Source organism: Haloarcula limicola (genome assembly GCF_010119205.1).
Lineage (GTDB): Archaea > Halobacteriota > Halobacteria > Halobacteriales > Haloarculaceae > Haloarcula > Haloarcula limicola.
On the sequence record NZ_WRXM01000001.1, the window covers coordinates 738,948 to 761,869 of the forward strand.

The 22,922-nt window shown below is 66.3% G+C and carries 26 protein-coding genes and 1 pseudogene; 11 read left to right on the forward strand and 16 right to left on the reverse strand.

Annotated features, from left to right (window positions below):
• Nucleotides 1-233: 233 nt before the first annotated feature.
• Nucleotides 234-971: pseudogene (gene coxB, locus GO488_RS03790) on the forward strand (cytochrome c oxidase subunit II); the annotation flags it as partial.
• 303 nt (nt 972-1,274) lie between these two features.
• Nucleotides 1,275-1,706 (forward strand): MaoC family dehydratase, encoded by a 432-nt coding sequence (locus tag GO488_RS03795; protein ID WP_162316463.1) that lies wholly within the window; start codon nt 1,275-1,277, stop codon nt 1,704-1,706.
• Here the strand turns inward: GO488_RS03795 and GO488_RS03800 are convergent.
• On the reverse strand, nt 1,703-1,966 hold the full coding sequence (locus tag GO488_RS03800) for a DUF2250 domain-containing protein (protein WP_162316464.1): 264 nt from the start codon (nt 1,964-1,966) through the stop codon (nt 1,703-1,705). The two genes, GO488_RS03795 and GO488_RS03800, sit on opposite strands and share 4 nt — an antisense overlap.
• 70 nt (nt 1,967-2,036) lie before the next feature.
• A complete protein-coding gene (locus tag GO488_RS03805; protein WP_162316465.1) occupies nt 2,037-2,771 on the reverse strand; it encodes a CAP domain-containing protein in 735 nt (244 codons plus the stop codon).
• A gap of 89 nt (nt 2,772-2,860) precedes the next feature.
• On the opposite strand from GO488_RS03805, the gene srp19 reads away from it, so the two are divergent.
• From srp19 to GO488_RS03820, 3 genes are all read left to right on the forward strand, one after another.
• Entirely contained in the window at nt 2,861-3,139 is a 279-nt protein-coding gene (gene srp19, locus GO488_RS03810) for a signal recognition particle subunit SRP19 (RefSeq protein WP_162316466.1), read from the forward strand.
• The gene (locus tag GO488_RS03815; protein ID WP_162316467.1) at nt 3,136-3,363 is read left to right on the forward strand and encodes an H/ACA ribonucleoprotein complex subunit GAR1; all 228 of its coding nucleotides are present in this window, start codon (nt 3,136-3,138) and stop codon (nt 3,361-3,363) included. Before srp19 ends, GO488_RS03815 begins: the two co-directional genes overlap by 4 nt.
• 75 nt (nt 3,364-3,438) lie before the next feature.
• Entirely contained in the window at nt 3,439-4,458 is a 1,020-nt protein-coding gene (locus tag GO488_RS03820; protein WP_162316468.1) for a presenilin family intramembrane aspartyl protease PSH, read from the forward strand.
• Here the strand turns inward: GO488_RS03820 and GO488_RS03825 are convergent.
• Entirely contained in the window at nt 4,455-5,462 is a 1,008-nt protein-coding gene (locus GO488_RS03825; protein WP_162316469.1) for an ornithine cyclodeaminase family protein, read from the reverse strand. The genes GO488_RS03820 and GO488_RS03825 overlap by 4 nt on opposite strands.
• A gap of 78 nt (nt 5,463-5,540) precedes the next feature.
• Entirely contained in the window at nt 5,541-5,774 is a 234-nt protein-coding gene (locus GO488_RS03830) for a DUF8015 family protein (protein WP_162316470.1), read from the reverse strand.
• A gap of 460 nt (nt 5,775-6,234) precedes the next feature.
• Between GO488_RS03830 and GO488_RS19595 the strand changes: the two genes are divergently transcribed.
• Nucleotides 6,235-6,402: a DUF7331 family protein gene (locus GO488_RS19595; RefSeq protein WP_164509614.1), complete on the forward strand. Its 168-nt coding sequence runs from the start codon at nt 6,235-6,237 to the stop codon at nt 6,400-6,402.
• Nucleotides 6,403-6,481: 79 nt separating this feature from the next.
• On the opposite strand, the gene GO488_RS03835 is transcribed toward GO488_RS19595, so the two are convergent.
• Together GO488_RS03835 and GO488_RS03840 are read right to left on the reverse strand one after the other, a co-directional pair.
• A complete protein-coding gene (locus tag GO488_RS03835; RefSeq protein WP_162316471.1) occupies nt 6,482-6,904 on the reverse strand; it encodes a DUF3054 domain-containing protein in 423 nt (140 codons plus the stop codon).
• The gene (locus GO488_RS03840) at nt 6,901-7,503 is read right to left on the reverse strand and encodes a class I SAM-dependent methyltransferase (RefSeq protein WP_162316472.1); all 603 of its coding nucleotides are present in this window, start codon (nt 7,501-7,503) and stop codon (nt 6,901-6,903) included. The genes GO488_RS03835 and GO488_RS03840 overlap by 4 nt, the downstream gene beginning before the upstream one ends.
• Before the next feature lie 76 nt (nt 7,504-7,579).
• Here GO488_RS03840 and GO488_RS03845 point away from each other — a divergent pair, with 76 nt between their 5' ends.
• Nucleotides 7,580-8,104, forward strand: a complete 525-nt coding sequence (locus tag GO488_RS03845; protein WP_162316473.1) for a GNAT family N-acetyltransferase — start codon at nt 7,580-7,582, stop codon at nt 8,102-8,104.
• Here GO488_RS03845 and GO488_RS03850 read toward each other — a convergent pair.
• Complete coding sequence (locus GO488_RS03850; RefSeq protein ID WP_162316474.1) at nt 8,101-8,913, reverse strand: DUF8054 domain-containing protein; 813 nt, start codon at nt 8,911-8,913, stop codon at nt 8,101-8,103. The two genes, GO488_RS03845 and GO488_RS03850, sit on opposite strands and share 4 nt — an antisense overlap.
• Nucleotides 8,914-8,993: 80 nt before the next feature.
• Here GO488_RS03850 and fen point away from each other — a divergent pair, with 80 nt between their 5' ends.
• A complete protein-coding gene (gene fen / locus GO488_RS03855) occupies nt 8,994-9,974 on the forward strand; it encodes a flap endonuclease-1 (protein WP_162316475.1) in 981 nt (326 codons plus the stop codon).
• A 40-nt stretch (nt 9,975-10,014) separates the two neighbouring features.
• On the opposite strand, the gene GO488_RS03860 is transcribed toward fen, so the two are convergent.
• The 4 genes from GO488_RS03860 to GO488_RS03875 are packed head-to-tail and all read right to left on the reverse strand — an operon-like array spanning nt 10,015 to nt 13,502.
• On the reverse strand, nt 10,015-11,157 hold the full coding sequence (locus tag GO488_RS03860; RefSeq protein WP_162316476.1) for an ABC transporter ATP-binding protein: 1,143 nt from the start codon (nt 11,155-11,157) through the stop codon (nt 10,015-10,017).
• A gap of 12 nt (nt 11,158-11,169) precedes the next feature.
• The gene (locus tag GO488_RS03865) at nt 11,170-12,096 is read right to left on the reverse strand and encodes a carbohydrate ABC transporter permease (protein ID WP_162316477.1); all 927 of its coding nucleotides are present in this window, start codon (nt 12,094-12,096) and stop codon (nt 11,170-11,172) included.
• On the reverse strand, nt 12,093-13,163 hold the full coding sequence (locus GO488_RS03870; RefSeq protein ID WP_162316478.1) for a carbohydrate ABC transporter permease: 1,071 nt from the start codon (nt 13,161-13,163) through the stop codon (nt 12,093-12,095). The genes GO488_RS03865 and GO488_RS03870 overlap by 4 nt, the downstream gene beginning before the upstream one ends.
• Before the next feature lie 12 nt (nt 13,164-13,175).
• Nucleotides 13,176-13,502 carry a hypothetical protein gene (locus GO488_RS03875; RefSeq protein ID WP_162316479.1) on the reverse strand — a complete coding sequence of 109 codons (327 nt, stop codon included), beginning with the start codon at nt 13,500-13,502 and terminating at the stop codon, nt 13,176-13,178.
• A gap of 419 nt (nt 13,503-13,921) precedes the next feature.
• Between GO488_RS03875 and GO488_RS03880 the strand changes: the two genes are divergently transcribed.
• Both GO488_RS03880 and GO488_RS03885 read left to right on the forward strand, forming a co-directional pair.
• Nucleotides 13,922-15,325 carry a class II fumarate hydratase gene (locus tag GO488_RS03880; protein ID WP_162316480.1) on the forward strand — a complete coding sequence of 468 codons (1,404 nt, stop codon included), beginning with the start codon at nt 13,922-13,924 and terminating at the stop codon, nt 15,323-15,325.
• A gap of 85 nt (nt 15,326-15,410) precedes the next feature.
• Complete coding sequence (locus GO488_RS03885) at nt 15,411-16,592, forward strand: PQQ-binding-like beta-propeller repeat protein (RefSeq protein WP_162316481.1); 1,182 nt, start codon at nt 15,411-15,413, stop codon at nt 16,590-16,592.
• Between the two features lie 31 nt (nt 16,593-16,623).
• Here the strand turns inward: GO488_RS03885 and GO488_RS03890 are convergent, their stop codons facing one another.
• Nucleotides 16,624-17,412, reverse strand: coding sequence for a hypothetical protein (locus GO488_RS03890; protein WP_162316482.1), 789 nt, complete (start codon nt 17,410-17,412; stop codon nt 16,624-16,626).
• Between the two features lie 82 nt (nt 17,413-17,494).
• Here GO488_RS03890 and gatE point away from each other — a divergent pair, with 82 nt between their 5' ends.
• Complete coding sequence (gatE, locus tag GO488_RS03895; RefSeq protein WP_162316483.1) at nt 17,495-19,372, forward strand: Glu-tRNA(Gln) amidotransferase subunit GatE; 1,878 nt, start codon at nt 17,495-17,497, stop codon at nt 19,370-19,372.
• 6 nt (nt 19,373-19,378) lie between these two features.
• On the opposite strand, the gene GO488_RS03900 is transcribed toward gatE, so the two are convergent.
• The 4 genes from GO488_RS03900 to GO488_RS03915 all read right to left on the reverse strand — a co-directional run bounded on the left by GO488_RS03900 (nt 19,379) and on the right by GO488_RS03915 (nt 22,852).
• Nucleotides 19,379-20,116, reverse strand: coding sequence for an RNA methyltransferase (locus GO488_RS03900; protein ID WP_162316484.1), 738 nt, complete (start codon nt 20,114-20,116; stop codon nt 19,379-19,381).
• Nucleotides 20,113-20,637 (reverse strand): DUF8114 family protein, encoded by a 525-nt coding sequence (locus GO488_RS03905; protein WP_162316485.1) that lies wholly within the window; start codon nt 20,635-20,637, stop codon nt 20,113-20,115. The genes GO488_RS03900 and GO488_RS03905 overlap by 4 nt, the downstream gene beginning before the upstream one ends.
• A gap of 48 nt (nt 20,638-20,685) precedes the next feature.
• The gene (locus tag GO488_RS03910; protein WP_162316486.1) at nt 20,686-21,258 is read right to left on the reverse strand and encodes a DoxX family membrane protein; all 573 of its coding nucleotides are present in this window, start codon (nt 21,256-21,258) and stop codon (nt 20,686-20,688) included.
• A 127-nt stretch (nt 21,259-21,385) separates the two neighbouring features.
• Nucleotides 21,386-22,852 carry an alpha,alpha-trehalose-phosphate synthase (UDP-forming) gene (locus GO488_RS03915; protein WP_162316487.1) on the reverse strand — a complete coding sequence of 489 codons (1,467 nt, stop codon included), beginning with the start codon at nt 22,850-22,852 and terminating at the stop codon, nt 21,386-21,388.
• Nucleotides 22,853-22,922 lie beyond the last annotated feature (70 nt).

A 22,922-nucleotide genomic window follows, 5' to 3' on the forward strand; every position in this document is an offset into this window, starting at 1 on the left:
TCGAGTTATCGCGTCTTCCAGTTCCTTGCAAAGCTATCAGTATCTGGTTACTCACCGTTCGGAACCGTCTAGTTCGAGTGGTGACCGCACTCGAGACAGACTCGAAGAGCGACGGAAAAAGGAGAGAGAACCGACAGTACGGAACGCTGTCGTCTTTCGGCGACGACGGGCGGATTCCGCCCCCGGAAACCGAAGACAGCAGTTATTTATTCGTGACTTCCTAAGCCGCGAGCATGACCCGGAGACGTGTCGGTCTTGCCGCTCTGTTCGGCGCGGCGTTACTCGCGCTCGCCGTCGAACCGGTCGCCGCACAGCCGTCCGCCTCGACGACGGTAGAGCAGATCTGGGACCTGAACATGAATCTGCTCTACGTCGCGATCCCGATCACCGTCCTCGTCGAGGGGATCCTCATCTACACCGTCTGGCGCTTCCGTAAACAGGACGAGCCCCTACCGACGATGGAGAACCGCCGGCTCGAGATCACGTGGACGGTCGCCACCGCGATCATCCTCCTGTTCGTCGGCGTCGCCTCCTATCAGGTCTTGGCTAACCCCTACGTCACGGCCGAAGCGCAAGGCGCGAACATCCAGCAGGAGAACCCCGAACACATCGAGATACAGGCGTATCGCTACGGCTGGTCGTTCTACCACAACGGTTCGAGTTTCAGTAACGAGGCCCAGGCCACATCGACCGGAACGCTTCGGCTCCCGGTGGATAGAAACGTGAAGTTGCGGGTGACATCTCGCGACTGGCTCCACGCGTTCCACGTCCCGAGTCTGGGACTGAAAGCCGACGCCTTCCCGGGACAGTACAACCGCCTCACGACGAAACCGACGGAGACCGGAACGTATCAGCTCTACTGCGCGGAGTACTGTGGCTCCGGCCACTCCCAGATGCTCGGCGAGGTCGTCGTGATGCCCCAGGACGAGTACGACCAGTGGGTCCAGCAGCAGGCCCAGAGCAGCCAGTCGGGCAACCAGACGAGCCAATCGGGCAACCAGACCAGTCAGTCCGGCAACCAGACGACGGGAACGCCGCAAGGCACGCAGACGGCAGAAGGCAACGAAACAGGAACGCCACAGGGGACGCAAACTGAAACGCCTCAGGGAACCCAGAGCGGGCAGGCAACGCAGACCGCACAGCCGACGCAATCCGGTGAGGCAACGCAGACGCCCCAGACCACCGGAACCGCACAAGCGACCCAGACCGCGAACTAACGACGGCCGAATTTTTTCCTCGCAACTGTTAGGACCCGACCCCCGCTAGCGGTCGGTATGGAGTACTTCGAAGACCTCGCGATCGGCGATTCGGCGACGTTCGGCGAGTACGAGGTGACTCGCGAAGAGATAACGACGTTCGCGGGCCAGTACGATCCCCAGCCGTTTCACACCGACGGGGACGCCGCCGAGGAGTCGATGTTCGGCGGACTGGTCGCGAGCGGGTGGCACACGGCGGCGATGACGATGCGGTTACTCGTCGACCACCGGTTGTCGGGTACCGGTGCGATGGGCGCACTGGGCGTCGATTCGCTTCGGTGGCCGGTACCGGTTCGGCCCGACGACGTGCTCTCGGTGCGAACCGAAGTCGTCGAGAAAGAGGAGTGGGGCGACGCGCGCGGTCGCGTCGCGACGGAGGTCACGACGACTACCGACGCCGACGAGACCGTCCTCTCGATGATCGGACAGGTCCTCTGGCAGCGGCGTTAGTCGCCGGTCGCTGAGTACGCGGACTCCTCAGTAGCGGCGACGGCGCGACGACCGTCTCCGGTGACACGGTATACCGGTTCTGCCGTGACTCGTTCGAGGAGCCCTGCCGCCGCGAGCTGCTCGCAGCGCTGTCTGGCTTCGTCCAGCGGGACGGGACACCGACTGGCGGCGACGGTGGGGTACTCGGGCGCGGTCTCGGCGAGCGTTTCGAGGAGCGTCGAGTCGGTCGACGGCAACGATGGCGCGCGTGATTGTGCCATGGTATCGTATACCACGGTCGACGAACGGATATCTCTTAAACCTATCGGCCATAAAACGGCGTCTAACTGGTCACCCGCAGATGTTCGCGGTCGCGTATACGTCGCCGTCGTCGGTCACGACCACCCCGACGCCGAGTCGTTCCGCGTTATCGAGGAACAACCGTTCGCGGTAGGTGTCAGAGCGCAGCCACTCGTTTACGATCGCCTGTGCGACGGCGCTGTCGTTCGCGTTGAACTGCGTCTCGCCGTTCGCTTCGTAGGTCTGTCCGGCGACGGTCGCGCCGACCGCCTCGAAGCGATTCCGCCGGGGAGTCTCGATGTAGGAGTGTTCGGCCGACTTGAACTCGCAGTACTGCGTCAGGTCGTGGTTCTCGTATCGCTCCGCGCTGGTGACGCCGTCGATAGTGTGGGCCGCGTTTCGAGCCTCGGCCATCGCTTCGCTGTGACCCTGTGCCATCGCTTCGACGCGCTTTGCCGTTCTACCGCCGGTTTCGAACCTGTCGATTCCCTCAGCCGCCCGCGCGTCGCTGAGGTACGTGGCGACGTACGTGGAGATCGCAGTCTCGTTGAACCGCGACGGTGATATCGACGTTCGCCGTTCGGTTCGAACTGGCGTCGCCGTCTTCGTCGCCGTCGCCGGCGCGGGCGTCGCCGTCGCGGTTTCGATATTCCCCTGCGATTCCGTCGGCGTCTCGGTCGGCGCACTCGCCAGTCCGCCGTCGAGCTGTGAGCCGATTATCACGCCGACGCTGACCGCCGAGAGGAGGACGACCCCCGCCAGACCGATGAGGACCTTGTTGACCATCTGCTATCCCGTTACTTGTTCTGATATGTAAGTGTACCTTCACCGGTGGCATCGGAAAGGCACTTTAGCCAGGGAGGGCCACTGCCCGTATGGTCGAGAACGTAATCTGGCCGGCGGCCTTCGACGCGGAGCGCTCGCGCAGCGAGGGCCGACGGGTCCCCCGCGACGTCGCCATCGCCGATCCGACTGTGGACGAGATCGCCAAGGCCGTCCAGCAGGTCGGCTACGACGCCGTCATCGAGCGCGACAAGGCGTATCCGAGGGAATACGAGACCCGCGGGCGCGTGCTCGTGAAGAACGCCGACGACGCCACGAAGACGGACCTCCTCGGTGCCGTCGCCGTCTATCTGCAGGCCTTGCGCGAATGAAGCGCGTCGGCTCGGTCGTCAGAGTCGCTCAGGGCCTCGCGGTGGTCCGCTCGCCCGACGAGGGGTACGCGGACGTGGGCACGGAGACGCTCGACGAGGAACTGACGACGGTCGGCTCGGTCGTCGACGTCTTCGGGCCGGTGGACCGCCCCTACGTGGCCGTCTCGCCGGCCGAGGGCGTTCATCTCCCCGGACTGCTGGGAACCACGCTGTACGCTCGGTAGCGGCGAACTCTGCGGAGACGACGCCGTTCGCGCGCCTCCGTAACCCTGAAATCGCGGCCTCGCACACGTTGTCACATGGATATGCGCTGGCGTGCTGTCGCGGGGTGTGGCCTCATCGCGGGTATCTTCCTGTTCGTGCAACTCGGCGCGCTCGCGCTGGTCGAACCGTTTCAGAACGCCGGGTATCAGGCCGTTGAAGACCCGTCAAACCCGGCCAACAGCATCTTCTACATACTGGGGATCCTCGTCGCGACGGGCGTGATGTTGCTGGCGTTTCGCTACGACGCGGACCAGTTGATACGCGGCCTCGTCGTCTTCTCGGGGGCGTGGCTCTCGCTGTACGTGTTCCGAGTCCTCATCCCGCCGGTCGTCACGTACGGGGGTATCAACGTCCTCGCGGTCGGACTCGCGGCAGCCCTCGGTATCGCCCTGCTGGTCCACCCCGAGTGGTACGTCATCGACACCGCCGGCGCGGTGATGGGCGCGGCCGGCGCGGGGCTGTTCGGCATCAGCTTCGGTATTCTGCCGTCGCTCGTCTTGCTCACCGTCCTGGCGGTCTACGACGCCATCAGCGTCTACGGCACCGAGCACATGCTGACGCTGGCCTCGGGCGTGATGGACCTGAAAGTCCCCGTCGTGCTCGTGATCCCGCTCTCGACGTCGTACTCCTTCCTCGACGCGGAGACGCCGGACCCGACTGGTGAGCGGAACGCCGACGCCGCGGCGGACGGCGGCGACGCTGCTTCCCAGTCTGAAGACACTGCTGACGACGGCGAGGTGGATGGCGGTGCGCTCGAACGGGACGCGTTGTTCATCGGACTCGGCGACGCCGTCATCCCGACGGTGCTGGTCGCCAGCGCCGCCTTCTTCGCACCCGAGGGCGTCACGACGGTCCTCGGCGTGGCGCTCCCGGCGCTGACCGCGATGGTCGGCACCTTCGTCGGCCTCGCGATCCTCCTCTGGATGGTGCTCAAAGGTCGCGCACACGCCGGTCTCCCGCTCCTCAACGGCGGGACCATCGCCGGCTATATCGTCGGCGCGCTCGCGGCCGGTATCACCCTCGTCGACGCGCTCGGGCTCGGCCCGTACGTCTAACGGCCGTCCATCGCCTCGCTGGCGGGCGAGAACTCGATCTCCTCGCCGACGCCCGCCTCGCGGGCGCGGTCATACAGCATCTTCCCGGCCGCGACGGTCTCGATCGCCGTTCCGCCCGAGTCGAACACCGTGACCTCTTCGGGCGACGTTCGACCCGATTCCTTGCCGGCGACGACTTCTCCGAGTTCGGCGTGAACGTCGTCCTCGTCGACGACGCCCTCGTCCATCGCGTGGATGAACGACCCGGCGTCCCGCGTGACGCGGGCGCGCAGGTCGGGCACGTAGGTCGCTCGCTCGATGGTGGTCGTGTCGAGTTCGCGTCTCTCCGAGTGGTACTGCCCCATCGCCGTGACGTGTGCGCCCGGTTCGATCACGTCGCCGTCGAACACCGGCTCGCTGGCGTTCGTCGCCGTGATGATCACGTCCGCGCCCTCGACGGCCGCCGCCGACGAGGCGACGGCGGCGACGGTCGCGTCCAGGTTCTCGTTCATCTCCGCCGCGAACGACTGGCGGTGGTCCTGCGTCGGCGAGTACACCTCGATACGGTCGAAGTCCCTGACCGTCGCGGCCGCTCGCACCTGTCCGCGGGCCTGCGTTCCGCTCCCGATGACCGCGAGGTCGGTGGCGTCCCGTCGCGCGAGCGCGTCGACACCGACCGCGCCCGCGGCACCGGTCTTCAGGGGATTCATGCTCGCGCCGTCTAAGAGCGCCAGCGGGTCGCCCGACTCCGCATCGAAGATGGGCAGCGAGAAATGGGCGTCGCGGCCGCCGAATCCCGCGGCGTACGTGTATCCGCCCATCGCGCCCGTCTCGGGGAGGATGGCGAGATACCCCGTGAGCATCCCGGTGGGGTCGTCGTTGAACAGCGTCGTTCGCGGCTCCGCCGGCGCGCCCTCGCCCCGTTCCCGGTACCCCTCGCGGACGGGATCCACGTAGTCGGCGGGGTCGGCGAGGTCGGCGATCTCGTCGCTCGTGAGGAACAGCGCAGTCGCGTCGGTGGCCATACGCCACGTTTCGAGCGACCGCTTGTTAACGTACGGGACAGCGAAACCAGCAGAAGTCGGGACCGACGGGCGACGGGCTCAGTCTGCGCTCTGGAGCGAGTCGGACTGCATCGCGTCCGCTTGCGCGGCCGGCTCCGGGACCGGGTCTACGGGCGCGCGGACGAACATCGCGTGGCCGATGAGGCCGACCGCGACGACAGAGGCCATCGGAATGGCGGTCGTCAGCGCGAACCCGGAGATCGAGAGCACACCGGTGATTCCAGCCATCGCGAGCGGGATGAGACCGAGGACAATGTCGTAGTAACCCGTCATAAGTGTGAACTATACTTTGTGCTATGGGTACATAAGTGTTTCCCGTAATCACTGCATAGTATTTCATATAGGCATTCGATATTCTGTATAACTGCCTTGCAGACTATTTCTATAACTTATGAGAAGGTACCACTGAGGATCACACCGTAGCGGCCCGATATCCCCCTATTCTCGGAGAAACGTACCGGAGGCTACCCAGCGGTGTTGAAGGGCCGAAGAGACGTAACCGACTCTGTCAGTTTTGTTACGTTCGACCGCGAGTAGGCTATCCGATGCAGTCAGCGTCTGAGCGAAGCCGCGGCTTCGCGAGCCGTTTCAGCTTCTGAGAACTAGATATGCGGGACTACCGCCCGATCGCTGCCTGTTTTCTCGGGTGATAATTGGGTCCGAGCGCTTATTATATGTGCCAGGATAGGCTCGATAGAGGGAGAAGCGAACCCGCTGACTTCCCTCGTGACCAATGAGTACGAACGCCACGGACGACACGAACGACGCCGCGATGGACGAATCGGCACGACGCTACGCCGAGCTGAACATCGGTGACGAAGAGTTCGTCATCTACGACCGGGAGAACCACCAGGCGTGGATCCAGTCGACAGTGTCGCTACACGTAGACGAACTCCGTTGACCGTGGCGCGTTACTCGCTGTGGTAACGGACGCGACGACGGTGGACTGACGCGACATCTCTCAGACCCATTTTTCATTTTTAAAACCGCGAGAGCGCGAGCGTCGCGGCCGCTCGCCAGAGACAGAGGAGCGTCCCGCCGATCAGCACCGAGACGACAGCGAAGGTCAGCGCCGCGTCCCCGTGAAACACCGCGGTCGCGCGCAGCCCCATCGCGACGACGACGGCCAGTATCCAGCTGACAAGAGTGACGCCGAGCGTTCGTCGGAGGTCCGCCGTCGCGTCGGTCGCGTAGAGCCCCGCTGCTCCGGCCATCAGCACCCAGCCGACGAGAAACGGCGCGAACGTGCCGGCGACGCGCCCCACGTCGACGAGCGGGTTGTAGCCGTGTTGGTACTCGCCGGCCGCGACGAAGAGGAGGATCGCCGCGAGGTCTCCGACCGCCAGTACCGCCGTCCGCGCGGACGGCTCGATGCGTCGCCATCCGACCGTCGAGACGCTCATACGTCGCGTTCGGACTCCCCGTACTTCCCTGTCCCGCTCGTGACGCCGGCGACCGTGTAGCCGAAGCCCCGTTCGACCACGCGCGGGGCGAACTCCGCCGTCGCCATCCGCATCGTCAGTTCGTCCGGTCGGAAGAAGGTAGATTCGAAGCCCACGAGGTGCTCTACGGCCACCAGCGCCCGTCCTCGGAGCGTCCCCGGGTCGAACTCCCTGACGACGAGGACGCCGCCCGGACGCAGGACGCGACGGGCCTCGGCCAGTACAGCGTCGACTGCACCCATGTGGTGCAACGCGTCGACGATCAGCACCGCGTCCACGCTCGCTGTGGCGACCGGGAGCCTGCCCGCGTCGCCGACGACGGTATCGAGTCCATGTCGCCGTGCCTGTCGAAGCATGCCCGGTGCGGCGTCCACGACGATCCGTCGCGGGACGTCGAGCGACCGGACGGCCCGTCCCGAACCGCCGCCGACGTCGAGCACCCGTCGAACGTCCCGCTCTGCGGCTCCGAACCCTCGACGCAACTCGCTCGCTCGAGCCGGCGGCATCAGGCGGTCGTATGCCCACCCGAAGCGGTCGAACGGACCGACGTCGCTCTGCATACCCCTCGTTTGGAGAGCGAGCCCTAAATCGCTCGCCCGCCACAGCGTACAACTTTCCGGACCCCGAACCCCGCGTATGGAGTTCGTGTTGCTGGGGTGGCCCGAGGACGGCCACCGCCTGCGCCTCGATCACCGGCGCTTCGCCTACGCCGGGAAGTTCGTCATGACCTCGACGGGCAAGGCCGTCGTCGGCGACGACGGCGTGGTCGCCGCCGCGGCGTTCGACGCCGACCGAACCGACGCCGAGACGCTCTGTGTCCGTTACGTCACCGTCCGAGACGACCGGCGGGGGGAGCGGCTGGGCGCTCGGCTCCTGCGTTTCGTCAGAGAGCGGGCGAGAGAGCGGGGCTACGAGCGGGTGACCATCGGCGTCAACAACCCCTTCTCCTATCAGGCGGCCTACCGCGCGGGGCTGTGTTTCACGGGCGAGGAGAGCGGCCTCGCGGAGCTCACTCTCGCCTGGCCCGGTGACCGAAGTACGTCTCGGTACCAAGCGGGACTGGACGTGTTTCGCCAGCGCGACCTCTCGGCGGAAGAGGTATCGTTTCTTGACGACAAACGCGAGAGCGACCCGCCGACAGTGCTGCCCCCGCCGGCTTAGACCGGTTCGGACTCGAAGAGGCGCGCGTCGCAGTCCCCGCAGGCGACCGCGGCCACGTCGTACTCGCTGCAACAGGACTGGACCGTCTCCGTCCCGAACGTCGGGGTGCCGCCACATGCCGGGCAGGTGTCGAGGAACAGTCGCAGGCCGTTCAGTACTTGCCCACGCTGGCGGACCGACAGCCGTTCCCAATCGTCGTACTGGTCTTCGAGCACCCGCGCGGCGGCGATGTCGGCTTCGAACGCCGCACGCGACTCCCACGTCCCGACGTACCCCTCGTCGACTCGCGCGCGGAACGCCTCGCCGTGGTCCTCGAACTCGATCTCCGTGTCGTCGAGGTTCAGTTGCGCGAGCAGCGCCGTCCGGTCCGGGTCGGCCTCGTCCAGCGCGCCGCGCCACGCCTCGCTGTACCACTCGGTCAGACAGAGGTCGTCGCCGCACGGTTCGAGCGCGCCGATGTCGAGCAGCAACTGTTCGACGTCGACGGCCTCCTCGGGCGTCGTCGCGGTCTCCGACGGCTCCGCCGCCGGTCCCTTGCCGAACAGCGCCAGCGCGCTCGCGGGCATGTATCGCTTCGTCAGCGTCGGCGTCCCCGGCACCAGATACCCCCGGAGGTAGATCGCGGCGGCGGCGGGCAACAGGACGGCAGCCGCGGCGAGCGTCGCGACCGTCGAGCCACCGGCGCGGAAACCGAGAGCGGCGGCGACCAGCGCGAGACCGACGGCGATGACGCCGTTGACGACCGTACAGGGGAGACAGCGGTTCTCGCCGATGTACTCCGGTCGCTTGAGGCGGTCGACTACGCGCATCGACGGATAATTCGGCGTGCTCCCTGTTGAATCTTACCCGTCCCGGGAGATTCAAACCGCTGTCCCACCAACGAGGGCCAATGGGAAACGCAGACCTCCGGTCGCTCGCGGTCATCGAAGACGTCTCCTTCGACGATCTGGACGGAACCGTCGTCGCCGTGGACGCGCACAACTGGCTCTATCGCTATCTGACGACGACGGTCAAGTTCACGAGCGACGGGAAGTACACGACCAGCGACGGCACTGAGGTGGCGAACCTCATCGGCGTCGTCCAGGGGCTCCCGAAGTTCTTCGAGCACGGCCTGACGCCGGTGTTCGTCTTCGACGGCGCGGTCACCGACCTCAAGGACGACGAGGTCGAGAAGCGCCGACAGCAGCGGGAGCGCTACGAGGCGGAACTCGAAGAGGCCCGCGAGAGCGGCGACAGCGTCCGCGCTTCCAAACTCGACTCGCGCACCCAGCGACTCACCGAGACCATCGTCGAGACGACGCGTGACCTGCTTGAACTGCTCGACGTGCCCATCGTCGATGCTCCGGCAGAGGGCGAGGGGCAGGCCTCCTACATGGCGCGACAGGGCGACGTGGACTACGTCGGCAGCGAGGACTACGACGCCCTGCTGTTCGGCGCGCCCTACACGCTCCGGCAACTCACCTCCAAGGGCGACCCCGAACTGATGGACTTCGAGGCGACGCTCGACGAGCACGACCTCACCTGGGAGCAACTCGTCGACGCCGCCATCCTCATGGGGACCGACTTCAACGAGGGGATCGCCGGCATCGGTCCCAAGACCGCCGTCAAGGAGCTGCGCGAGCACGGCGACCTCTACGCCGTCCTGGAGGCGCGCGGCGACCACATCGACCACGCCGACCGCATCAGGAACCTGTTTCTCGACCCCGCCGTCACCGACGACTACGAGGTCAGGACAGATATCGAACCGGACGTGGCGGCCGCTCGCCGATTCGTCACCGAGGAGTGGGAGGTCGACCCCGAGGAAGTCACTCGCGGGTTCGAGCGCCTCGAAGAATCCGTCGTGCAGACGGGGCTGGACCGCTGGACGTAGTCGGAAAACGGGCCCCGTCGCGAGCGGAGAACGACCGCCGTCAGACGACGGACTGGACCTTCTCGACGGAGTCGAGATTCCGGTTCCGAACTGCCTCGCCGGAGCGCGAATCGAAGACGTGAATCGCCTCCTCGGGGAACCGGACCGCGACGCGTTCCCCGCCCTCGACGTCTCGCATCCCGTCGACGGTGGCGATGAAGTGTGACTCCTCGCTCCCGTCGAACGTGAGGTGGACCGTGTTCTCGTTCCCGCGCGGTTCGACCACGTCGACGACGGCGTCGTAGTCGTGACGGCCCGACGCCGTCTCGACCACTTCGACGTCCTCCGGGCGAACCCCGAGCGTGACGTCGGTGCGGTCGCCCAGTTCGTCGACGGTCCGCTCCGAGAGTTCGTACTCGAAGTGATCGGTGACGAGCGTCGAGCCCCGTCGGTCGGCCTCGAAGAAGTTCATCGATGGCTCGCCGATGAACCCCGCGACGAAGAGGTTGTTGGGCTCGTGATAGCACTCGAGCGGCGTCGCCGCCTGCTGGAGTCGCCCGTCGTTGAGGATAGCGATGCGGTCGGACATCGTCATCGCCTCGGTCTGGTCGTGGGTGACGTAGACGGTCGTCACGTCCAGATCCTCTTGCAGGTGCTGGAGTTCCGTCCGCATCTCCGAGCGAAGCTTCGCGTCCAGATTGGCCAGCGGTTCGTCCATCAGGAACACTTCGGGGTCACGAACGATCGCGCGGCCCAGCGCTACGCGCTGTTGTTGCCCGCCGGAGAGTTCGCCCGGTTTCCGGTCGATGAGGTCGTGGATACCGAGCAGTTGCGTCGCGTCGGTGACGCGCTCGTCGATCTCGTCGTCCGAGAGCTTCGTCGATTGTTCCAGCCCGAACGCCATGTTCTCCCTGACGGTCATGTGGGGGTACAGCGCGTAGGACTGGAACACCATCGCCACGTTCCGCTGGGCGGGTGGCTGGTCGTTGATGATGTCGTTTCCGAGTCGAATCTCGCCGGACGTGATGTCTTCGAGGCCGGCGATCATCCGAAGCGTCGTCGACTTCCCGCATCCGGAGGGGCCGACCACACAGAGGAACTCGCCGTCCTGGATGTCGACCGACACTTCGTCGACGGCGACGATTTCGCCCTCGTCGTCGTCGTGGAATACCTTCGTTACGTCGTCGAGTGTTAGATTTGCCATTCTGTGGACCTCCTATTCAGCGACACCCTTTGCGAACTGTTCACCGAAGAAGACGTACACGAGCAGCGTCGGCAGCGCGGCGACGATCGCCCCGGCCATCGTGGTGTTGAACGACTGGACGACGCCGCCGGTCAGGGCGGTGAGCCGCTGGGTCGCGACGTTGGCCGCCGGCTCGTTGACCAGCACGAGCGCGAACAGCAGGTCGTTGTACACCTGCGTGAACTGGTAGATGAGCGTCACCGCGAACATCGGGAGCGACAGCGGCAGGATGATGTTCTTGTAGATGCTGAACGCCGTCGCGCCGTCTAAGCGCGCGGCCTCGATCATCTCGTCGGAGATGCTCTTGTAGTACGACCGGAACAACAGCGTACAGATGGGCAGCCCGTATGCGGCGTGGGTGATCGATAGCTGCACGAGCTGCACGTCGCCGTTTCGACTCGGGTACACCCAGTTGCCGTCGGTGTAGAACCCGAAGACGGTGTTGACGAAGCCGTTCATGAGGTCCGGGAGGATCTGGTACCAGAACTGCGAGAGCGGCACCAGCACGGCCTGGTAGGGGATGAAGATACCCGCGATGATGAGCACGACGACGCCGACCTGTCCGCGCCAGTCGAGCGTCGTGAGCCCGTAGGCGGTCAGGCTGCCGAGCAGCGCCGACAGGATCGTCGCCGGGATCGCCATCAGCATGGAGTTAACGAGCCCCGGACGGAGCGTGTTCCACGCCGTCTGGAGCGCGGCCAACGTGAAGCCGTCGGCCGACGGTGGCGCGAACGGGACGGTCTGTGCGAACGCCTGCTGGGTCTTGAACATCGTCATCACGGCCGTCTCCATCGGGAAGAGATAGAAGACGATGCCGAACAGCAAGACGACGTAGAGGCCGATACGGCTGCGCTCCATGTTCCGGAGCCGCTGAATGGGATTTCGATCAGACGTACTCATAGCTGACCTCGCTTGTATTCACTGTAGAGATACGGGCCGATGACGAGCAGCGCGAGAACGAACAACACGATGGCGATCGCGGAGCCGTAGGCCCACCGGAGGCTGCTGAACGCGACGCGGTACATCATCGTCGCCAGGATGTCCAGGTTCGCGCCCGGCTGTGAGCCGCGGAGCGCGTAGATGAAGTCGAACGCTTTCAGCGCGAACACCATCAGCACGACCGACGCCGAGACGGCCGAAGCGCGCAGTTGCGGGATGATGACGCGGAGGTACATCCGCACCGTCGACGCGCCGTCGACGCGCGCGGCCTCGTAGTGTTCGTCGGGGATCGCGCGCAGTCCGGCGAGGAACACGACCATCGCGTAGCCGCTGAACTGCCAGATGAGCGCGAAGATGACGGCCGCGAGGGCCGTCGTGTTCCAGGAGAGCCACTGGACGACGGTGGCGTTGACCGTCTCGGGTTTCAGCAGCGAGACGACCACCCCCTCGAGATTCAACAGCCGGAGTAGCTGATTGAACACGCCGTTCTTGGCGTTGTACACCCACGCCCACATCGTCGCCGTCACGACGAACGAGAGGCTCATCGGGAGCAGGTAGATGGTCCGGAACGTGTTCTCGAAGCGGATGTTCTGGTCTATCAGTATGGCGACCAGCATCCCGAGGGCCAGACAGAGGATAGTGAACACCACCAGTAAGACGATGGTGTTCTGCGTCGCCTGCCAGAACGCCCCGTCGCTCAGCATCGTCGCGTACATGCTGAGATCGAGCTGGCCGTAGTTGGGTTCGCCGAGGCCCTGGAAGTCCGTCATCGAGAGGAGGACGTTCCAGAAGATCGCACCGTAGACGAAAAAGCCCGCCAGCAACACCGGCGGTAGCCAGAACGGGGCCGATTCGATCAGTTCCCACTGGACGGGCAGCGAATCTCGGAGCGTGTCCCGTCGTCGGTCGCCGACGACGGTCTCTGTCCCACCGTCTGTCGCTACTTGTCTATCACCCGATTCCTCCCGCGATGTCGCCGACCGGAGGGTATCCCCGGCTTTTCGGAGTCTATTGAGTATCTCGCGCATGGTTGTGTCAGTCTACGCGGACGTGAGTTCGTCGTACACCGCGTCGACGGCGTCGTCTGTGTCGGAACCCGACGCCCACGGTGGTAGTACCGTGGACGCCGCCGGTCCCCGCTCGGTCGCGGGGACGGTCACTACGTCGCTCACCCACCAGTGAGCGAGTCGTCGCGCCGCCGACACCGCTGGTGTACCACTAGCACCCGTCGTCGCCTCGCCGTTCTGTGGCTCCTCGCTGGAGCGACCGCTGCGGTCGGCGGAGGCGTCCGCGGCTACCGTCGCTCGCGTGCAGGTGGCGCGAGCGCGTGATAGCTGCGGATGTGGGTCGTCAGTCGCGGTTGTCACCGCGGAGTCGAACTCATCCTAAGTGGTAAGACCCAACACTTAATGCTTCCGAATATTCATGCATATCGGACGGCGGCTGAAACGCCGAAATTCGCCGCTATCGCCGTTCTATGGTGATAATTCGTGATTTTATTCGTCGCTCTCTTGGCTTGGGGTGTCATGCTCTCTATATTCCTCTGTAAGCATTCGAAATTCCGATATTCGTGAAAATCCTACGTAGGCATCGAAGAGTTCCCTCGCAGTTCCCCGAACGACGAGTCCGTCAGTCGACAGCGAGCTGAGAATACCCCTATTTCGTGTGGAGTTCGATAAATTGTGGTGAATAACTACGTAACGATTAGCGACCGACGGCTGTCGATGCGGGGAAGTCCCGAACGTACCGGTGGGTTTTACGCGGGGGCGTTCGACCGGTCGTACGTATGAGTGACGAGTTCAGGACCGAACAGGACAGTCTCGGTGAGATGGAGGTCCCGGCCGACGCGTACTGGGGCGCACAGACCCAGCGCGCGGTAGAGAACTTCCCCATCAGCGAGGTCACGTTCGGCCGGCGGTTCATCCGCGCACTCGGCATCGTCAAGAAGGCCGCGGCGCAGGCCAACCGCGACCTCGAAATGATCCCCGAGGAGAAGGCCGACTGCATCGTCGAGGCGGCCGACGAGGTCATCGCGGGCGAACACGACGATCAGTTCCCCGTCGACGTCTTCCAGACCGGCTCCGGGACGTCCTCGAACATGAACGCGAACGAGGTCATCTCGAACCGGGCGACCGAGCTCTACGGCGGCGAGATCGGCACCCGCGAGATCCATCCCAACGATCACGTCAACTTCGGCCAGTCCTCGAACGACGTCATCCCGACGGCGATGCACGTCGCCTCGCTCGAAGCGGTCGAGAAGGACGTCCTCCCGGCGCTGAAGTCGCTGCGCGACGCGCTGAAGGAGAAGGAAGACGAGTTCGAGAACGTCGTCAAGACCGGCCGAACCCATCTGCAGGACGCGACGCCCATCACGCTGGGTCAGGAGTTCTCGGGCTATCGCACGCAGGTCGAGAAGGGCATCTCGCGCGCACAGGACGTCGAGGGCCGGCTCTCGGAACTCGCGTTGGGCGGCACCGCCGTCGGGACGGGGCTCAACACCCACCCCGAGTTCCCCGCGAAGGCCGCCGAGTACATCAGCGAGGAGAGCGGCGTCGAGTTCCGCGAGGCCGACAACCACTTCGAGGCACAGGCCGCCCACGACGCGATGTCGGAGGCCCACGGCGCGCTGCGGACCGTCGCCGGGTCGCTGAACAAGATCGCCAACGACCTCCGACTGCTCGCCTCCGGCCCGCGAAACGGCCTCGGCGAGATCGACCAGCCGGAGAACCAGCCCGGCTCCTCGATCATGCCCGGCAAGATCAACCCCGTGGTCGCCGAGGCGGTCAATCAGCTCCACAAGCAGGTCGTCGGCAACGACGCCGCCGTCTCCGCCGGGGCCGCGGAGGGACAGATCGACCTCAACCTCTACAAGCCCGTCCTGGCCTCGAACTTCCTGCAGTCCGCGCGGCTCATCGCCAACGGGAGCGAGGTGTTCGCCGAGAAGTTCGTCGCCAAGCTCGAAGCCGACGAGGAACACTGTGCCGAGCGCGTCGAGCAGAGCATGGCGCTGGCGACGGCGCTCAACCCCGCCATCGGCTACGACAAGGCCAGCAAAGTCGCCAAGAAGGCGCTCGCCGAGGACAAGACCATCCGCGAGGTCGTCCTCGAAGAGGGCTACCTCGACGAAGACGAGGTCGACGAGGTGCTGGACCCGAAGAAGATGACCGAACGCGGGATTCTGGGGGAATAGCGAGGGGCGCGACTGAAAGAAGCGGCCCTCGCCAAAGCGCAGCGACCACAAAGATAGTTGTCTTCGAGGATAGAACGGTGAACCGATGCCCTCCAGACGTAGCTTCCTCGCATCGGCGGGAGTCGCAACAATAGCCGGCGTCGCAGGCTGTCAGACCGACTCGGGATACGACGACGCGGCGGACGCCGCCGGCGACGACACGGACTGGCCGACGACCGGCCACGACCGCCAGCACACGCGATACGTCCCGGCGGGATCGGGGCCTCGGTCCGGCGTCACCGAGCGCTGGCGTGTGGCATCGGGGCTGGTCACCGCCGAGCCGGTCGTCGTCGGCGACACCGTCCTCGCGACCGTCGGCAGCGACATGGTGGCACTCGACGCGGAGAGCGGCGAGAAACGCTGGTCGGCCGACCCGGAGAACCAGGGAGCGAGCTATTGGGCCGCACCGTCGGTCTACGACGGGACCGCGTACGTCACCGGCGACGGGCGGGCCCGGGCGTTCGACATCGAATCGGGCGAGCAGCAGTGGTCCCGAGAGTTCGAGTCTCCCACCGCCGGCTCGACGGTCGGGTACGAGGGGAGCGGGCTGTTCGTCGCCGCCGGAGAGACCGTCTACCGCCTCGACCGCGAGACCGGCGAGATAGCGTGGCAGCGCCGTCTGTTCGGCCAGATTCGACAGCCGGTCGCGGTGAGACCGCCGTTCGTCGTCGCCGTGACCGAGGGCGGCGACGTGTACGCACTCGACGAGAGCGACGGCGACGGATACTGGCGGACGGGATTGCCCGACGCGGTCCAGTGTACGCCGACGATGGCGGGCCGGCGCATCTTCGTCGGCTGTTTCGACGGCAACCTGTACGCGCTGGGCCACCGCGGTCAACGCGAGTGGAGAACCGAGATCGGCGGGTTCGCGAAGGGCGGTATCGGCGTCGCCGACGGCGCGGTGTACGCCGATGGCGGCCGCGAACTCCACGCCGTCGGGGTCGAGAGCGGCGATCGCCGGTGGCGGGTCGATCTGGGAACGACCGGCGACCACGCCCCGGTCATCGTCGGCGACACCGTCTACGTCGGCGGCGACCGCCTCCGCGCGCTCAGGCCCGGCGGCGGCGTCGGCGTCGGCGACGTCCGCGTCGAAGCCGCGCGGTTCACGGCGACTATCGGCCGCTACGTCGGCCAGTTGTCCGCCGCGAACGGCTCGCTGTACGCTCACGTGACCGAGGAGACGGCCGAAGGGAAGCGGAACGTCTTGGTCCGACTGGACCCCGAGTGAACCGAGCGCTATCGAGACGTCCGCTTCCCGTTCAGTCGATGCCGTCTACCCAGCGCGGCGTCGAGACGCCCGTGCTGTCGAACCCGCGGTATCGAAAACTGTACGTCACCCGGTCCGTCTCCGTCCGGTAGTGAACCTCCAGTCGGTGGACGACGCCGCGGGCGTCGACGAGGAGCGAGACCCGGTACGACTGCACGGCAGACCTGGACGGCGGGGTTCCACCGGACCCGGTCACGCGGAAGAACGGATCGCCGTCTCGTCGAACGATCCGAGTCCGGCTCCGCGGGACGGCCGCGTACTGCTCGATATAGAACGCGGCCTCGTAGGCGAACTGGTCCTGCGTGAACCGGATGCGGCCGCCGGTCTCGGTGACGTTCCCGTCGTCGCTGCGCTCGTACCAGCGCCGGCCGTCGGCGAACGTGGTCTGTCGGTAGTCGGCGACCGACTCGTCGTCCAGATACCGCTGGCGGTGCAGGCGATGGAGATAGCGCTTCGCGTCAGCCACTCGGGTCGTCTCGTTGCGGGCGAGGACGACGGTGCCGTTCGGCGTCTCGGTCGTTCGTCGATACCGCTCGTAGAAGGTGTACGAGCGGTTCCGCAGCGCCTGTCGGTGCGTCGTCGCGAGGACGTCCGCCCGTCGCAGCCCGTCCTCGGTGATGCCGGGCGGGAAGTCGAGTTGCGCCCGGGTCGCCGTCGGCGGGTCGGGGACCGGCGCTGGCGTGACTGTCGGCGAGCGCGGATCGTCACCGAAGCCCGAGAGACCGCTACACCCGGCAGTCGTGACGAGCAGGCCGACGAGGAGGGCGGACTGCCAGCGCACACCCGATGCAGGGACGCGACGGGCAAAAGCGCGAGGGAGGGAAGGGAGCGTTTTTTGCCCCCCGGTCCCGGACCATCCGACAATGACTGCCGCCGACTTCGACTACGAGGATCTGGGACTGGTGGCCGGACTGGAGATACACCAGCAACTGGACACCGCGACCAAACTGTTCTGTGAGTGCCCGACGGCCATCCGCGAACCGGAGGAGTCCGACCGGCGCTTCACCCGCTATCTCCATCCGACCAAGAGCGAGCTCGGCGAGATCGACGAGGCCGCCCTAGAGGAGAGCATGGTCGACCGCGAGTTCGAGTATCTGGCCTACGACTCGACCTGTCTGGTCGAGGAGGACGACGAACCGCCGCACCGCGTCGACCGCGAGGCGATGGAGACGGCGATGGAGATCGGCCAGCTCATGGACATGAGCGTCGTCGACCAGGTGAACGTCATGCGGAAGATCGTCGTCGACGGGTCGAACACGACCGGCTTCCAGCGGTCGATGCTCGTCGCCAACGACGGCGCGATCGAGACCAGCGACGGGCAGGTCGGCATCGAGGACATGCTCTTGGAGGAGGAGTCCTGCCAGCGCGTCGAGGAGACCGAAGACGGCGTCCGCTTCTCGCTGGACCGCCTCGGCATTCCGCTGGTCGAGATCGGCACGAAACCCGACATCCGCTCGCCCGAACAGGCCCGCGAGGCCGCCGAGCGGATCGGGATGCTACTGCGCTCGACCGGGAAGGTGAAGCGCGGGCTGGGGACCATCCGGCAGGACGTGAACGTCTCCATCGCCGAGGGCGCGCGTATCGAACTCAAGGGCGTCCAGAGCCTCGACGATATCGACGACCTCGTGCGCAACGAGGTCCGCCGACAGGTCGAACTGCTCGACATCGCCGAGGAACTCGACGAGCGGGACGCGGGCGTCGGCGACCCGCAGGACGTGACCGAAACCTTCGAAGAGACCGACTCGGGCGTCATCCGCGGCGCGCTCGACGACGGTGGTCGCGTGCAGGCCGTCCGTCTCTCCGGCTTCGACGGCCTCGTCGGCCGAGAGCTCCAGCCCGACCGCCGCCTCGGAACGGAGTTCTCGGACCACGCCAAGCGCCACGGCGCGGGCGGCATCTTCCACACGGACGAACTGCCGGCCTACGGCGTCACCGAGGCCGAAGTCGAGGCGCTGCGGGAGGCCGTCGGCGCGGGTCCCGAGGACGCCGTCGCCATCGTCGCCGACGACTCCAGCACTGCTGACCTCGCCATCGAAGCCGTCGCCGAGCGCGCCGAGACGGCGATCTCCGGCGTGCCCGAAGAGACGCGCGACGCGCTGGAGGACGGCACCTCACGCTACCTCCGGCCGCTGCCCGGAGCCGCGCGGATGTACCCCGAGACGGACGTGCCGCCGGTCGAACCGGACGTGACCGACGTGGAGACGCCGGAACTGCTGACCGAGAAGGTCGAGCGCTACGAGGAGGAGTTCGGCCTCGACTCCGGGCTGGCCGAGCAGGTCGCCTACGGACAGCGGTGGCCGCTGTTCGAGTCCCTCGTCGGACAGGACGCCGTCGACGCGACGCTGGCCGCCGGGACGCTCGAATCCACGCTGACCGAACTCCGCCGCGACGACGTGCCCGTCGAGCGGTTGACAGACGATCACCTCCGGGAAACGATTCTGCTCGTCGACAGCGGCGAGGTCCCGCGGGAGGGCATCGAAGACCTGCTCACGGCGCTCGCCGAGAACCCCGACTTCACGGCGGAGGAAGCGGTCGAACAGGAGGACTTAGGCGGTGTGGACGAGAGCGAGGTCCGCGAGGCCGTCGCGGAAGTGGTCGAGCGGAACGCGGAACAGGTCGAAACCGAGGGGATGGGCGCGTTCTCCGGCCTCATGGGCGAGTGCATGGGCGCGCTGCGCGGGAAGGCCGACGGCGACACGGTCAGCAGCGTGCTGCGCGAGGAGATTCAGAAGCGGGCCTGAGCGGTTTTACCGCGAACGTTCTTCGTTCTCCGCGCGTTCGATGCGCTGTCGCGCTTTCCGGAAGACGCCCCTGAGCGTGCGGGTCTCGCGACCGGTGGGATGCGCGCGACCGAGCAGCCGGCGGAACAGGCGTCGGGTCTTGGGCTGTTTCTCGTCGGGATGGCCGCTGGCGGCGAGGAACCGCTCGAACTCGCCGTGGAGGCCTTCGACGGCACTCTCGTCGGCCCGAGCGTGTAGTTCGTCGGGGTGCTGGTCGCGCTCGACGGTCAGCTCGCGCAGCTCGTAGAGGACGATCGTCGCGGCCTGCCCGAGGTTCAACACGGGATAGTCCGCGTTTGCCGGTATCGAGCAGAGTTCGTCGAGGCGAGCGAGTTCGTCGTTCGTCAGGCCGACGCGCTCGCGGCCGAAGACGACGCAGGTGTCGCTCTCGACGCCCCGCAGCGAGTCGGCGAGTTCGGCGGGCGTCTTCGCCGGGTAGCGGACGTGGTTCGAGGCGTCTTCGTTCGTCGTGGCGGTGCAGGCGACGGTGTGGTAGTTCTCGACGATGTAGTCGAAGGTCACTTCGCGGGCGTTCGGCAAGATGTCCTCGCGGGCCTGCCCGGCGAACCCGTAGGCCTCCCCGTCGGGATCCAGTTCCGGCGGGTCGACGAGCAGCAGTTCCGAGAGCCCGAAGTTCTTCATCGACCGGGCGATGGTGCCGACGTTTCCGGGCGTCTCGGCGTCGACGACGGCGACCGAGATCATACGTCGAGGTCGCTGAAGTCCAAGTCCATCGCCGCCTGCTCCTCGTCGTCGAGTTCCTGTAGTTCCTCTTCGAGACTCGGGACGGCGTCGGCGCGAGTCGGTGCCTCGGGTAGTGCCGTCGGGTCCTCGTCGACGTGCTCCAGCCCCTCGTAGCCGTCGGGCGCGCGGTTGCCGTCGAGGAACCACTGGTGGAACGCCTCCTGCAGTTCGAGGTCTCCGGCGTACTCGTCGCCGCCCGCCTCGCGGAACCAGTAGAGGAAGTCCGGCTCGTGGACCGAACAGAGGATGACCTCGCCGCCGGGTTCGCCGTAGATGACTTCGGCGACGTTACACTCCTCGATCTGCCCGTCGCCGTACTCCAACCAGCAGGCGTCACAGGGGTCGACCACCCGGTCGGCCAGCACGAGGAGGCGCTGACGCACCTCCGGTTCCAGCCCCGACAGCGGCCGAATCCGTCCCTCCTCGTTCAGTACGCCCTCGTCGAACCGCCAGCCCCGCAGCCCGATGTTGACCTTCGCCATGGACGGCGGTAGTCGATAGCGAGACTAAAAGAGCGCGATGTGGTCGCCTCAGCCCAGAAGCGCCCGGAGCCAGGGATTGTTCTCGACGAGGTCGGTGTCCTCGATGTAGCTGTCGAGGCCGAGGATGCGTCCGGCACCGAACGCGCCCAGCCCGAACAGCAAGACGGCGTAGACTATGTGGTCGTCGACGACCCAGCCGTGAGCGACGGGCAGGCCGGCCAACAGCCCGCCCTCCAACGCCGCGAGCCAGTAGAACAGCATCATCACCGCGCCCCAGAACGCGGCGAAGCGGACGAGCGCGCCGGCGAGCAACGCCAGCCCGGCCAGCGTCAGTCCGAGCATGTTCAGCCAGTCGATCGCGGGATTGCCGGCCATCGCGGCGAACGTGCCGGTCAGCGGGTTCCCCTCGGGAATTCCGTTCGTCAGGAACCCCGCCGCGGTCCAGTCGTTCGCCGGGTCGCCGTCGAGGTAGGTGACGAGCTTCGTGACGCCGCCCTGAAACAGCGTCCAGCCCATCACGACCCGGAGGAAGAACAGCGAGTAGCCGACCCACGTCTCGGAGTAGTCGAAGCTCACCGGTCGTCCGAGCACCTCCGATCGCAGCGTCTGTCTGGTACTCATACGCACAGCTAAGATGTAGTTCAAAATATATATGAGGGATAGTTCCGAAATCTTGGGGACCGGTATCCATCCATTATCGACGCCGCTCGCTCGTCGAGACCGACGGGAGGGGGGACGATAGCGGGTTTCAATCCGGCCCGGCCCGGAACTGCCGCTCGACCCAGTTCGTGCTGTCGAGCGCCTCGATACTCGCCTGCAGGCGGCCGAGTCTGTCGCGGCGGTCGCGCTCGTCGAGTTCGAGGGCTCGTTCGAGCGCGTCGGCGATCTCGGCGATGTCGTGTGGGTTGACGGTGAGCGCGCCGTCGAGCTGCGTCGCCGCGCCGGCCAGTTCGCTCAGGACGAGCGCGCCGTCGCCGTCGACGCAGGCCGTCGGATACTCGTGGGCGACGAGGTTCATCCCGTCGCGGTGGGGTGTCACGAGTGCCACGTCGGCCACCCGGTAGAGTCCGGCGAGCGTCTCGGCGGAGAGTCGCCGCTCCGTGTAGACGGCGGGGTGCCAGTCGTCGGTGCCGTACCGCTCGTTGATGCGCTGCATCTCGGCGACCACGTCCTGTCGGTACCGGCGGTAATCGGCGATCCCCTCGCGGGTCCGACTGGCCTTCTGGACGTACGTGAACGCCCCCCGGAGGTCCGGGCGGCGTTCCCAGAGGTGGTCGAGCGCGGCGATGCGTTCGGGAATCCCCTTCGAGTAGTCGAGCCGTTCGACGCCGAGGACGACGGGAATCGACGGGTCCGGCACCGTATCGCCGAGCATCTGCCGGCGCACGGCGTCAGTATCCGACGCCTCGGCGCGGCTGCGGACGCCGTCCACGTCGATGCCGAGCGGGTTTGCCACCGCTCGCGTCTCCGTGCCCTCGTAGCGGACCACGCCGTCGTCGAGGTCGACCGTCGCATCGGGGACGGTGGCCTCGACACAGCGACAGAAGTGGTCGGCGTCGGGTTCCGTATGGAAGCCGACGACGTCACAGGCCAGCAGGCCGTCGAGGACCGCTTCCCCCCGGGGACAGTGGTCGAACACCGTCGGCGCGGGCCACGGGATATGCCAGAAGTGATGCAGCGTCGCGTCGGGTCGCGCCGCCCGCACGCGACGGGGGGCCAATGCGAAGTGGTAGTCCTGGAACCAGACGGTGTCTTCGGGGTCGGTCACCTCTCGAACGGCCTCGGCGAACCGTTCGTTGACCGCCCGGTACTGCTCCCAGTACGTCGGCTTCGCCCAGATCCGGCCGGACTCTTCGTGGCACAGCGGCCAGAGGACCTGATTGGCGTAGCCGTGGTAGTAGCCCTCGATCTCCGCCTCGGAGAGGGGGACTCGCTTGAGGTCGTAGGACTCCTCGCCGGGCGGCACCGCCACGATGCCCTCGTCGGCGACGGCCATGTCGGCGTCGCCGCTGGCCCAGGCGACCCACGTCCCGCCGAGCGAGCGCATCAGCGGGTCGAGCGCGCTCGTCACGCCGCCCGTCGCCGTCGTGACCGCGACGTCGTCCGTCGTGATCGCGCCCTCGACCGGGTCGGCCGTCCACTCGTGGCTGTACGGCTGACGGTTCGAGACCACGACCAGCGACTCGGGAAGCGCGTCGGCACTCGACTGGCTCATCGCTCTCACGTTCGTCCGTGGCCGTCTTAGGGCTATCGCGGCGATGAGAACAAGTGGCGAATGGGCGTCA